General features: G+C 70.5%; 9 protein-coding genes. 2 read left to right on the forward strand and 7 right to left on the reverse strand.

Going from position 1 to position 12910, the window contains the following annotated elements; all coding sequences use genetic code 11:
- Positions 1–13 precede the first annotated feature (13 nt).
- Positions 14–940, reverse strand: a complete 927-nt coding sequence (locus tag ACZ7LU_RS11850) for a proline dehydrogenase family protein (protein ID WP_398308829.1) — start codon at positions 938–940, stop codon at positions 14–16.
- A gap of 193 nt (positions 941–1133) precedes the next feature.
- Between ACZ7LU_RS11850 and ACZ7LU_RS11855 the strand changes: the two genes are divergently transcribed.
- Together ACZ7LU_RS11855 and ACZ7LU_RS11860 are read left to right on the forward strand one after the other, a co-directional pair.
- Entirely contained in the window at positions 1134–2303 is a 1170-nt protein-coding gene (locus tag ACZ7LU_RS11855; RefSeq protein ID WP_471916624.1) for a PucR family transcriptional regulator, read from the forward strand.
- Positions 2304–2396: 93 nt separating this feature from the next.
- Positions 2397–2744, forward strand: a complete 348-nt coding sequence (locus ACZ7LU_RS11860; RefSeq protein WP_398308833.1) for a hypothetical protein — start codon at positions 2397–2399, stop codon at positions 2742–2744.
- A gap of 99 nt (positions 2745–2843) precedes the next feature.
- Here the strand turns inward: ACZ7LU_RS11860 and serA are convergent, their stop codons facing one another.
- The 6 genes from serA to ACZ7LU_RS11890 all read right to left on the reverse strand — a co-directional run bounded on the left by serA (position 2844) and on the right by ACZ7LU_RS11890 (position 12817).
- Complete coding sequence (gene serA / locus ACZ7LU_RS11865; RefSeq protein ID WP_398308835.1) at positions 2844–4448, reverse strand: phosphoglycerate dehydrogenase; 1605 nt, start codon at positions 4446–4448, stop codon at positions 2844–2846.
- 231 nt (positions 4449–4679) lie between these two features.
- Entirely contained in the window at positions 4680–5678 is a 999-nt protein-coding gene (ilvC, locus tag ACZ7LU_RS11870; RefSeq protein WP_398308837.1) for a ketol-acid reductoisomerase, read from the reverse strand.
- Between the two features lie 116 nt (positions 5679–5794).
- Positions 5795–6322, reverse strand: a complete 528-nt coding sequence (ilvN, locus tag ACZ7LU_RS11875; protein ID WP_030785263.1) for an acetolactate synthase small subunit — start codon at positions 6320–6322, stop codon at positions 5795–5797.
- Between the two features lie 29 nt (positions 6323–6351).
- Complete coding sequence (locus tag ACZ7LU_RS11880; RefSeq protein ID WP_468313365.1) at positions 6352–8199, reverse strand: acetolactate synthase large subunit; 1848 nt, start codon at positions 8197–8199, stop codon at positions 6352–6354.
- 233 nt (positions 8200–8432) lie between these two features.
- Positions 8433–11477: a putative bifunctional diguanylate cyclase/phosphodiesterase gene (locus tag ACZ7LU_RS11885; RefSeq protein WP_468562404.1), complete on the reverse strand. Its 3045-nt coding sequence runs from the start codon at positions 11475–11477 to the stop codon at positions 8433–8435.
- 386 nt (positions 11478–11863) lie between these two features.
- Complete coding sequence (locus ACZ7LU_RS11890) at positions 11864–12817, reverse strand: 2-hydroxyacid dehydrogenase (RefSeq protein WP_468089484.1); 954 nt, start codon at positions 12815–12817, stop codon at positions 11864–11866.
- Between the last annotated feature and the right edge of the window lie 93 nt (positions 12818–12910).

A 12910-nucleotide genomic window follows, 5' to 3' on the forward strand; every position in this document is an offset into this window, starting at 1 on the left:
ACTGGGGGGCGGCTCAGCCCTTGGTGAGGATGGAGCGGCCGAAGAAGAGGAGGTTCGCCGGCTTCTCCGCCAGACGGCGCATGAAATAGCCGTACCAGTCGGTGCCGTACGCGGTGTACACACGCATCCGGTGGCCTTCGGCGGCGAGCCGCAGGTGCTCGTCGCTGCGGATGCCGTACAGCATCTGGAATTCGTACTCATCCAGTTTGCGCCCGGCGCGCCGCGCGAGCTCCTGCGCGATCGAGATCAGGCGCGGGTCGTGGGACCCGATCATCGGGTACCCCTCGCCCTCCATCAGGGTACGCAGGATGCGGACGTAGGCCTTGTCGGTCTCCGCCTTGTCCTGGTAGGCGACCTCGGCGGGCTCCTTGTAGGCGCCCTTCACGATGCGGACGCGGCTGCCGTTCTCGGCGAGGCGCCGGGCGTCGGCCTCGGTGCGGAAGAGGTAGGCCTGGATGACGCAGCCGGTCTGCGGGAAGTCCTTGCGCAGCTCGTCGTGGATGGCGAACATCGAGTCGAGGGTGGTGTGGTCCTCGGCGTCCAGGGTGACCGTGGTGCCGATGGCGGCGGCGGCCTCGACGACGGGACGCACATTGGCGAGGGCGAGCTCGTGGCCGCCCTCCAGCGCCTGGCCGAACATCGACAGCTTCACGGACATCTCGGCCTTGGTGCCGAGGCCGAGGTCCTTCAGGCGGTCGATCAGCTCCAGGTAGGCGTCCCGGGCCGCGTGGGACTGCTCGACGGTGGTGATGTCCTCGCCCACCACGTCGAGGGTCACCTCCAGGCCCTTGTCCGCGGCATCGACGATGATCGGGACCACCTGGTCGACGGTCTCACCGGCGATGAACCGCGAGACGACCTGCTTGGTGCCGGGGGCCGCCGATACGAAACGGCGCATCTTGTCGCTGCGCGACGCGGCGAGGATCACGGGACCCAGCACGGGGCACCTCCACGGGTGTACGAAATCGAGAGCCATACCGACAAACCCCTCCATGGAGGGAATGCGGCGGTACGGCACGGAGAACCACCGTGAAATTTAGGGATACACCGGATCGCGAACCATCGACAGCTGTCACGCATCCGTGCCCTGGATCTCAGACAGATGTCTGAAGAACGCGGCGACCTGCGCGAGAATGGGCTTCGTGAAGGGCGACTACCAAGAACTGGTCGACGAGATCTCGACGCTGCTCGGGGCTCCCGCGACCCTGGAGAACCGGGATTTCGAGCTGATCGCCTTCGGCGCGCACGACGGCGGCGGCGACAGCGGCTTCGACGCGTCCGTCCTCGACCCGGTCAGGACCCGGTCGATCCTGACCCGCCGGTCCACCGCCGAGGTCCGCTCCTGGTTCGAGGGCTTCGGCATCGCCCGCGCCACCGCCCCGGTCCGCATCCCGCCCACCCCGGAGGCGGGCGTCCACCGGGGCCGGATCTGCCTTCCCGTACGACACCGGGGCTTCGCCCTTGGATACGTCTGGCTGCTCGACGACGAGCCGGGCCCCGGCGAGCAGCAGCTGGCCGCTGCCATGGAGGTGGCCGCCAGGATCGGTGCGCTGCTCGCCGACGAGGCGCAGGCGGGCGCCGACCTCACCCGGGAGTTCCGGGCGGTCCTGACGGCCGAGCGGGGCTGGCAGCGCGACATGGCGGTGGCCTCGCTGCGCACGGCGCTCGGCCCGCGCGGCGAGGGGCTGCACGCGGTGGTGTGCGTGGCCCCGTGGCGCTCCGCGGACCCGGACGACGCCCCGGCCGCCCGTACGGTGCCGGGCGCGGCCGCGGTGTGCACGGTGCCGTGGGGCACGACCGCACAGTCCCTGGCGGCGCTGGTGCGGCTGCGCTCGGCCGACGCGCTGTCGCCCGCGCACACGGCGGCGTCGCGTCTGCTGGACGCGGCGCCGGGTGCGGCGGCCGGCATCGCGGGGGCCCGGCACGGCCTGGAGGATCTGGGGGCCGCCTGGTGGGAGGCGTCGGGGGCGGCACGGGCGGCGCTCGCCGAGCGGCGCTTCGGCCCGGTCGCGCAGTGGTCGGACGTGGGCCCCTACCGGCTGCTGACCGCCCTGCCCCCGGAGGCGGCGCACGACCCCGTGGGCCGCCAGCTCCTCTCCCCCACCCACCGCGAACTGGCCCGTACCGCCGAGGTGTTCCTCGACTGCGCGGGGCAAGCGGGCCGCGCGGCCGCCGAGTTGGGCATCCACCGCCAGACGCTCTACTACCGCCTGTCGCGCGTGGAGCAGCTCACCGGCCTCGACCTGGACGACGGCGAGGACCGCCTGCTGCTGCACATGGTCCTGAAGTCGTCACGGCTGTAAGCGGCGGGTAACGAACGCCCGATTCCGTGATCTTGGAGGGGTACGGTTTCCCCCGTCCGAAAATCACCCTCCACACGGGAGAACGAACACCCCATGAAGCTCAGGCTGTTGGCCTCCGCCGTCGCCGTCTCCGCCGTCGCGCTCTCCGGCACCGTCCTCACCACGGGTACCGCCGCGGCCGCCACGAGGCCGGACTGCTCCCGCGGCCTCACCAACGTCCCCGCCAAGGAGACGGTGAAGGTCCGCACCACGCCGAAGGTGAACGGCCACGCGGTCGGTCAGCTGAACAAGGGCCGCAAGGCGTTCCTCTGCAACGACGGCCAGTCCTTCACCGGCCAGTCGTACCGCCTCTGCGGCAAGAGCAGCAACAAGTGGCTGTACGTCATGCCGAACAACTACAACATCAAGGGCTACGTCCCGGCCACCTGCATCGACTGGTGAACAACGACCGGTGAACAACGGCTGGTGAACAACGGTTGGTGAACAGCGAAACGCCGGGCGGGCCGGATTTCTCCGGCCCACCCGGCGTTTCGCGTTTTCCTAGTCCGTGAGGTTCACCGCGCGGGCGGAATCCGCGCCGATCTCCTCCGCCAGCTCGTTCAGAACCGGCTGCGGCACCGTGTCGTCGACGGTGAGGACGGCGAGGGCCTCGCCGCCGACGTCGGCGCGGGCGACCTGCATGCCCGCGATGTTGATGCCGGCCTCGCCGAGGACGCGGCCGACGGTGCCGACGACGCCGGGACGGTCGGCGTACCGCAGGACGACCATGTGGTCGGCGAGCGCCAAGTCCACGTCGTACTCACCGATGGCGACGATCTTCTGGAGGTGCTTGGGGCCGGCCAGCGTGCCGGAGACCGCGATCTCCTCGCCGCCGGAGAGCGTGCCGCGCACCGTGACCACGTTCCGGTGGTCGGGGGACTCGGAGCTCGTGGTGAGGCGGACCTCGACGCCGCGCTCCTGGGCGAACAGCGGCGCGTTCACATAGGAGACGGTCTCGTCGACGACGTCCTCGAAGACGCCCTTCAGCGCGGAGAGTTCGAGCACCTTCACGTCGTGCTGGGTGATCTCGCCGTACACCTCGACGTCGAGACGGGCCGCGACCTCGCCCGCGAGGGCGGTGAAGATCCGGCCGAGCTTCTCGGCGAGCGGCAGGCCGGGGCGCACGTCCTCGGCGATGACACCGCCCTGCACGTTCACCGCGTCGGGCACGAGCTCACCGGCGAGGGCGAGGCGCACCGACTTGGCGACGGCGATGCCGGCCTTCTCCTGCGCCTCGTCCGTGGAGGCGCCGAGGTGCGGGGTGCAGACGACCTGGTCGAACTGGAAGAGCGGGGAGTCCGTGCAGGGCTCCTTCGCGTACACGTCCAGGCCGGCGCCGGCGACGCGGCCCTCCTTGAGGGCGGAGTGCAGCGCCTCCTCGTCGACGATGCCGCCGCGCGCGGCGTTGACGATGCGGACGGTCGGCTTGACCTTGTGCAGCGCCTCGTCACCGATGAGACCGAGGGTCTCGGGCGTCTTGGGGAGGTGCACGGTGATGAAGTCGGAGACTTCGAGGAGCTCGTCCAGGGACAGCACCTTCACGCCCATCTGGGCGGCGCGGGCGGGCTGCACGTACGGGTCGTAGGCGACGACCTTCATGCCGAAGGCGCTCATGCGCTGGGCGACGAGGGCACCGATGCGGCCGAGGCCGACGACGCCGAGGGTCTTCTCGGCGAGCTCGACGCCCGTGTACTTGGAGCGCTTCCACTCGCCGTTCTTGAGGGCGGCGTTGGCCTGGGGGATGTTGCGCGCGGTGGCCAGGAGCAGGCCGCAGGCGAGCTCGGCGGCGGTGACGATGTTCGAGGTCGGGGCGTTGACGACCATGACGCCGGCCTTGGTGGCGGCGGACACGTCCACGTTGTCCAGGCCGACGCCCGCGCGGGCGACGACCTTCAGCTTCTTGGCCGCGGCGATGGCCTCGGCGTCGACCTTGGTCGCGGAGCGGACCAGGATCGCGTCGACGTCGGCGATGGCGGGCAGCAGCTCGGCGCGGTCCGCGCCGTTGCACTGGCGGATCTCGAAGTCCGGGCCCAGTGCGTCGACGGTGGCGGGCGACAGCTCTTCAGCGATGAGTACGACGGGTTTGCCGGTGGCAGCAGTGCTCACGTGAGTCCTCACAGGTCCATTGCGGACGGCCGTCCCGACGGCCGCAGGCGGTGGAGGGTGCTTGCCGCGTGGAAGACGCACGACGCTGTGGGCCCGACGCGAATGTTGAACAGAAGCATAGTGGCGCCGAACGGATCAGCATGCGCCTCTGCGGAAGGATCACCCGTCCGTGGCTGGACGGGGTGGACAACGACAGCGGGGCCCGGGGCGGTGCCCCGGACCCCGAATACGTCAGTCCTCGTCGTTGACCCACGACATGAGCTTGCGCAGCTCCTTGCCCGTGGTCTCCAGGAGGTGGTTCTCGTCCTGGGTCTTGTACTCGTTGTACTTCTTCAGGCCGCCGTGGTACTCGTCCATCCACTGCTTGGCGAAGGTGCCGTCCTGGATCTCCGCGAGGACCTTCTTCATCTCGGCCTTGGTGGCGTCCGTGATGATCCGCGGGCCGGTGATGTAGTCGCCCCACTCGGCGGTCTCGGAGACGGACCAGCGCATCTTCTCCAGGCCGCCCTCGTACATGAGGTCCACGATCAGCTTCAGCTCGTGGAGGCACTCGAAGTACGCGATCTCCGGCTGGTAGCCGGCCTCGGTCAGGGTCTCGAAGCCCGCCTTGACCAGCGCGGCGGTGCCGCCGCAGAGCACGGCCTGCTCGCCGAAGAGGTCGGTCTCGGTCTCCTCGGTGAAGGTCGTCTTGATGACGCCCGCACGCGTGCCGCCGATGCCCTTGGCGTACGAGAGCGCCAGCTGGAAGCCGTTGCCCGTGGCGTCCTGCTCGACGGCCGCGATGCACGGGACGCCGCGGCCCTCCTCGTACTGGCGGCGGACCAGGTGGCCCGGGCCCTTGGGGGCGACCATGCAGACGTCGACGCCCTCGGGGGCCTTGATGAAGCCGAAGCGGATGTTCAGGCCGTGGCCGAAGAACAGCGCGTCGCCGTCCTTGAGGTTGTCCTTGATGGACTCCTCGTAGACCTGGGCCTGGATCGGGTCCGGCACCAGGATCATGATGACGTCGGCCTCGGCCGCCGCCTCGGACGGGGTGACGACCCGCAGGCCCTGCTCCTCGGCCTTGGCCTTGGACTTGGAGCCCTCGTGCAGACCGACGCGGACGTCGACACCCGAGTCACGGAGCGACAGCGCGTGGGCGTGGCCCTGGCTGCCGTAACCGATGACCGCGACCTTGCGGCCCTGGATGATGGACAGGTCGGCGTCGTCGTCGTAGAACAGCTCGGCCACTGGGAATCTCCTATGTGTGCTGGTGTTGCGTCCCACCGTACGGCGGGTTCAGTGAGGGAAGTTCAGGGGTCTCGGTATCCGAGAGGGATGTCCGAGAGGGATACCGGAGCCCCGGGTCAGGCGCTGCGGTCGAGCGCCCGCAGGCTGCGGTCCGTGATGGAGCGGGAGCCGCGGCCGATCGCGATGGTGCCGGACTGGACGAGCTCCTTGATGCCGAAGGGCTCCAGCATCTTGAGCATGGCCTCCAGCTTGTCGCTGCTGCCGGTGGCCTCGATGGTGACGGCCTCCGGGGAGACGTCCACGGTCTTGGCGCGGAACAGCTGGACGATCTCGACGATCTGGGAGCGGGTCTCGTTGTCGGCGCGGACCTTCGCGAGGACGAGCTCGCGGGCCACGGCGGCGCCCGGCTCCAGTTCGACGATCTTCAGGACGTTGACGAGCTTGTTGAGCTGCTTCGTGACCTGTTCGAGCGGCAGGTCCTCGACGTTCACCACGATGGTGATGCGGGAGATGTCGGGGTGCTCGGTGACGCCTACGGCGAGCGAGTCGATGTTGAAGCCGCGGCGCGAGAACAGGGCGGTGATCCGGGCGAGGACGCCGGGCTTGTTCTCGACCAGGACGGAGAGCGTGTGCTTGGTGGACATGACGCGTGGTCTCTCTTTCGCTCTCGGTCTCAGTCGTCTTCGTTGTCGCCGAAGTCGGGGCGGACCCCGCGGGCGGCCATGACCTCGTCGTTCGAGGTGCCGGCGGCGACCATCGGCCAGACCTGGGCGTCCTCGTGGACGATGAAGTCGACGACGACGGGGCGGTCGTTGATGGCGTTCGCCTCCGCGATGACCTTGTCCAGGTCCTCGGGGCGCTCGCAGCGCAGCGCCACGCAGCCCATGGCCTCCGACAGCTTGACGAAGTCCGGGACGCGGGTGCCCTTGTTGGGGCCGATGTCCTCGGGACCGCTGTGCAGGACGGTGTTGGAGTAACGCTGGTTGTAGAACAGGGTCTGCCACTGGCGGACCATCCCGAGGGCGCCGTTGTTGATGATGGCGACCTTGATCGGGATGTTGTTCAGGGCGCAGGTGGTGAGCTCCTGATTGGTCATCTGGAAGCAGCCGTCGCCGTCGATCGCCCAGACCGTGCGGTCGGGCTGTCCGGCCTTGGCGCCCATCGCGGCCGGGACCGCGTAGCCCATCGTCCCCGCGCCACCGGAGTTGAGCCAGGTGGCGGGCTTCTCGTACTGGATGAAGTGCGCGGCCCACATCTGGTGCTGGCCGACGCCCGCCGCGAAGATCGTGTCGTCGGGTGCGAGCCGGCCGACGCGCTCGATGACGTGCTGCGGGGAGAGCGAGCCGTCCTCGGGCTGGGTGTAGCCGAGGGGGTAGGTGTCGCGCCAGCGGTTGAGGTCGCTCCACCAGGCGGTGTAGTCACCCGTGTGGCCCTCGGTGTGCTCGGTCTGGACGGCCTGGACGAGGTCGGCGATGACCTCGCGGGCGTCGCCGACGATCGGCACGTCGGCGGCGCGGTTCTTGCCGATCTCGGCCGGGTCGATGTCGGCGTGGACGATCTTCGCGAACGGGGCGAAGCTGTCCAGCTTGCCGGTGACGCGGTCGTCGAAGCGGGCTCCGAGGGCGACGATCAGGTCGGCCTTCTGCAGCGCGGTGACGGCGGTGACCGCACCGTGCATGCCCGGCATTCCCACGTGCAGCGGGTGGCTGTCGGGGAATGCGCCGAGCGCCATCAGTGTGGTGGTGACGGGCGCTCCGGTGAGCTCTGCCAGGACCTTCAGCTCCGCGGTGGCCCGCGCCTTCAGGACGCCACCGCCGACGTAGAGGACCGGGCGCTTGGCCGCGGTGATGAGCTTGGCGGCCTCGCGGATCTGCTTGGCGTGCGGCTTGGTCACCGGGCGGTAGCCGGGCAGGTCCTGCTGCGGCGGCCAGGAGAACGTCGTCTGCGCCTGCAGCGCGTCCTTCGCGATGTCCACGAGGACGGGGCCCGGGCGCCCGGTCGAGGCGATGTGGAAGGCCTCGGCGATGGTGCGCGGGATGTCCTCGGCCTTGGTGACCAGGAAGTTGTGCTTGGTGATCGGCATGGTGATGCCGACGATGTCCGCCTCCTGGAAGGCGTCCGTGCCGATCGCCTTGGAGGCCACCTGGCCGGTGATCGCGACCAGCGGGACGGAGTCCATGTGGGCGTCGGCGATCGGGGTGACCAGGTTGGTTGCGCCGGGGCCGCTCGTCGCCATGCAGACGCCGACCTTGCCGGTGGCCTGCGCGTATCCGGTGGCCGCGTGGCCCGCGCCCTGCTCGTGCCGCACCAGGACGTGCCGCACCCGGGTGGAGTCCATCATCGGGTCGTAGGCCGGGAGGATGGCTCCGCCGGGGATGCCGAACACCGTGTCGGCCCCGACTTCCTCGAGAGAACGAATGAGGGACTGCGCACCCGTGACGTGCTCGACGGGGGCGGACTGCTGTCCTGAGGATCGGGGCCGCGGCTGCGGATGGTGGGCCCCGGTGGCCTGCTCGGTCATCGGCATTCTCTTCTCGAAGCTGAGGGTTTTTGCGGGGTGTTTGCGGGGGTTTGGCAGGTGCCAGTGCAACAAAAAACCCCTCGTGCCGTGAGGCAAGCGAGGGGAGCGCGCCGGGTGCGGTCGCTGGGATCCGGTGTTCGGACCGGTCGGTCCCAGCTTCAGCCGACGCGCTTTCCAAGTACGAGAATTCGGGTGCGCATGGCATTGACCCTCCCCCCGGCACGCATGGTGTGTCAAGTAGGTGGGACGGGGGTCTCATTATGTGAACGGGCGTAGGGCGAGGGGCCGCTCGCGTACGCCCCCGGGGAGCCGCCCGCGTACGTCCCCGCGGGCCCGCTCGCGAACGGCCCGGAGGACCCGCCCGCATAGGCACCCGCGGGTCCGCCCGCGTAGGTCGCCGACGCCACGCCGCCGTACGCCACCGGGCGGCCGCCCGCGAGCACCGGCTCGGCCGGGCCGTGCGGCACCGGATACTCGCCGATGGTGAGCGCCCGGCGCAGCCGGTACTCGTCGAGCGGCCCGGAGAACGCCATGCCCTGGCCGTGCGTGCAGCCCATCGCGCGCAGGGCGACCACCTGCTCGGGCAGGTCGACGCCGTCGGCCACGGAGACGAGCCCCAGGTCGTTCGCGATGCGGAGCAGGCCGGAGGTGATCTTGTGCAGCCGCGCGGACTCGACGACGCCCTCGATCAGGCCGCGGTCCAGCTTCAGCACGTCGATGGGGAGCCGGCGCAGCGCGGTGATCGCCGCGTATCCGCTGCCGAAGCCGTCGAGCGCAATCCGCACGCCGAGCCTGCGCAGGGACGCGAGGCGGCGCTCCAGGTCGTCGAGCGAGACCCTGGGGTCGCTGTCGGCGAGCTCGATGACGAGCGCGCCGGAGGGCAGGCCGTGCCGGGTCAGGAGCGCCTCGATGGAGCCCATGGGCATGGACCGGTCCAGCAGGCGGCGCGCGCTCATCCGGACGGCGACGGGCACCGCGTGCCCGCTCCGGCCGCGCTCGGCAGCCTGCTCGACGGCTTCTTCGAGCATCCAGCGGCCCAGCTCGGCCGCCCGGCCGCCGTCTTCGCCCTTCTTCTCGGACACGCGCAGGAACTCGGCGGGCGTGAACAGGATGCCCTGCGCCGAGCGCCAGCGGGCCTGGGCCGCGACCGACGTGATCCGGCCGTCGTCGAGCCGGACCACGGGCTGGTGCAGCAGCGCGAACTCGCCCTCGTGCAGCGCGGCGCGCAGCCGCGTGGCGAGCTGCGCCTTGCGGACGACGTCGGCCTGCATCTGGGGCGCGTACAGCTCGACGCGGTTCTTGCCCCCTGCCTTGGCGCGGTACATCGCGAGGTCGGCGTTGCGCAGGAGCTCTCCCGCGCCGATGCCCGGCTCGGCGAAGGCCACGCCGATGGACGCCGCCACGCGCACGTCGTTGCCGTCGATGGCGTAGGGCTGGGACAGGGTGATTCTCAGCCGGTCGGCGAGCTCGCAGATGTGCCGTTCTCTGGCGGCCTGGTCTCTGGTCCCGTCGCCGACGATGAGGGCCGCGAACTCATCGCCGCCGAGCCGGGAGGCGGTGTCGCCCGAACGCACCGCCTCCTGGAGTCTGCGCGCGGCCTGGATGAGGAGCTCGTCCCCGGCCTGGTGTCCGATGGTGTCGTTGACGGCCTTGAAGCCGTCGAGGTCGATGAAGAGCACGGCCGTGCCGCGGTCGGTCACTCTGCGGCCGGCCAGTGCCTGGCCGACGCGGCGGGTGAACAGGGCGCGGTTGGGCAGGTCGGTGAGCGGGTCGTGCTCGGCGTTGTGCTGCAACTGCGCCTGGAGGCGGACCCGTTCGGTGACGTCTCTGCTGTTGAAGATGAGGCCGCCCTGGTGGCGGTTGACGGTGGACTCCACGTTCAGCCAGTCGCCGTCGCCGGACTTGAAGCGGCACTCGATGCGGGTGGTGGGCTCCTCGACGGGGTTGGCGGCGAGGAATCTGCGGACTTCGTGGACGACTCGGCCCAGGTCCTCGGGGTGCATGAGCGAGGCCAGTTCGGAACCGACGAGTTCTTCGGCGTCGCGGCCGTAGACCCCGGCGGCGGCCGGGCTCACGTACCGCAGGATGCCGTTCGGCGCGGCGATCATGATGACGTCGCTGGAGCCTTGGACCAGGGACCTGAAGTGGTTCTCCTTCTGGGCCAGTTCCTGGGTGAGGGTGATGTTGTCGAGGAGCATAATGCCCTGGCGGACCACGAGTGCGAGCACCACGGTGCTGGCGGTGAAGAGCACGACGCGGTCGACGCTGCGGCCGTTCAGTGCGTTGTAGAGAATTCCCAACGTGCAGACGGCGGCGGCCAGATAGGGCGTGAGGGCGGCCAGCGAGCCGGCGATCGGACGGGTCGCGGGGGTCCGCGGCTCCTCGGGGGCGCTGTCGTACGGCACGCGTGCGTGGCCGGTCCCGCGCTCGCCGTACACGTGCCAGGGGGCGGCCCATGGGGCGTACGCGAGGAGCAGCGAGCCCGCGAACCATCCGGCGTCCAGCATCTGGCCCGAGCGGTAACTGGCGTGCAGCAGCGGCGAGGTGAAGAGCGCGTCGCACATCACGGTCAGGGCGAGCGCGCCGATCGCGGTGTTCACCGCGGTGCGGTTGGCCGACGACCGTCTGAAGTGCAGGGCCAGCACCATGCTGACCAGCGCGATGTCGAGGAGCGGATAGGCGAGGGAGAGCGCGGCGTACGCGACGCTGCGCCCCTCGAACTGGGCGGTGTGCGCGAGGGCCAGACTCCAGGAGAGCGTGAGGAGCGAGCCCCCGATCAGCCAGGAGTCGAGGGCGAGGCACCCCCAACCCGCCTTGGTCACCGGGCGCTTGGCGAGCACGAGTAGTCCGATGATGGCGGGCGGGGCGAAGCAGAGGAAGAACAGGTCGGCGAGGCCCCGAGTGGGCACGGGCCGCTCCAACACGACCTCGTACCAGCCCCAGACGCCGTTGCCGAGGGCTGCCATCGCGGAGGAAAGCGCGAAGAGCAGCCATGCGGGTCGAAAGCGGCTGCGGCGCGTGCGGGAGTAGCGGAAGCAGGAGATCGCGGCGGCCGCCGCCGCGATGCTCAGCCCGAAGTCACCCATGATCAGGGCGAGCCGCTCCGATCCCCAGCCGAGCGCCGAGCCCGCGGCATACGCCCCGCAGAGCAGCAGGAGCACCAGCTGGGAGAAGAGGCCGCGGCCCCCGGGCAGCGGGCGCCTGACCAGCGGCACCCTGTGCGGCAGCGCGGCCACGCCCCCGTCGAGGACGGGGGTCGAGGTCGGGCGGGCACTCATCGGGCCGCCCTGGTCCGCGCCGCCCCCGTGTCCGCCCGGCGCGCGCGTCGGCCGTGCCGACAGGGGCGCTGGTGCGTGCGGCGACGGCCGCTCGTGCGGTTCCCGGCTCGCCTGCGTCTGCGGGCCGGTGTGCGGCAGAGTCGCCGGCTGCGGTCCCGCCGCGTCGGATCGTTCGCCCATAGGCCGTGCATCGCCCGTCGCCCCCCTCGCAGTCTGATGTCTCGTCCCCGGCGCCGAACGGTCCACGGCGCATCCCCTGTCGGGACGATACACCAGACTCGTCACTCAGGGACATAGCTCCTCTACGCTCCGTGACTATCGGCGGAGAAGCGGACACAGGGCGCACGCAGTCGGGCGCGGAGCGTGCGCAAAGCGCTTCCGGGCGATCAACTGCCCGTTGTCAGCACCACGTTGTCGAGGGGTTGTCCGGCCACGTACTTGGTCAGTTGTGCGGCCAGCAGGCGCCGGGCGCGGGGCCCGAACGCCGAGGTGGAGCCGCCCACGTGCGGGCTGATGAGCACTCCTGGAGCGTGCCACAGGGGGTGACCTGCGGGCAGGGGTTCCGGATCGGTCACGTCGAGGGCGGCGGTGATGCGGCCGGACTCCAGTTCCGCGAGGAGTGCCTTGGTGTCGACCACGGGTCCGCGGGCGACGTTCACGAGCAGCGCGCCGTCCTTCATGCGGGCCAGGAAGTCGGCGCCGACCAGCCCGCGCGTGGTCTCGGACAGGGGCGTCGAGAGGATGACGACGTCCGCGTCGGGCAGCAGGGACGGCAGGTCGGCGAGCGGATGCACGGGACCGCGCTCCGTGGCACGGGCAGAGCGCGCGACGCGCGCCACCCGCGCGCATTCGAAGGGGGCGAGCCTGTCCTCGATGGCGGAACCGATCGATCCGTAGCCCACGATGAGGACGGACCTGTCGGCGAGCGCCGGATAGAACCCGGACCGCCACTTCTCCAGCCGCTGCCCCTCCACGAAGCGCGGGATCCCCCGCAGCGAGGCGAGCGTCAGGGCGAGCGCGAGCTCGGCGGTGCTGGCCTCGTGCACACCGCGGGCATTGCACAACCGCACGCCGGGCGCGAGGGACGGGATGCCCGGCTCCACGTGGTCGATTCCCGCGGTCAGTGTCTGTACGACGCGCAGGGACGTCATCGCGGACAGGGGGCGTACGGCGATCTCGGTGCCCTTCATATAGGGCACGACATAGAAGGCGCAGTCGGCCGGGTCGGCGGGGAACTCCGGGCCGCCGTCCCAGTAGCGGTACTCGAGGCCCGCCTCGGAGGCCTCGGGCAGCCCTTGTATCTCGTGCGGTGCAAACGGAAGCCATACATCTGTCGTCATGGCCAGGAGGCTAGTGCGCGCTGGTGCGGGCCGCCCTGTGGAGGGCAGCGGTCGGGGCCGGGGCGGCAGCGGTTAGTTTTGATGATCTCCGAA

Source organism: Streptomyces sp. NPDC039462 (assembly GCF_055639375.1).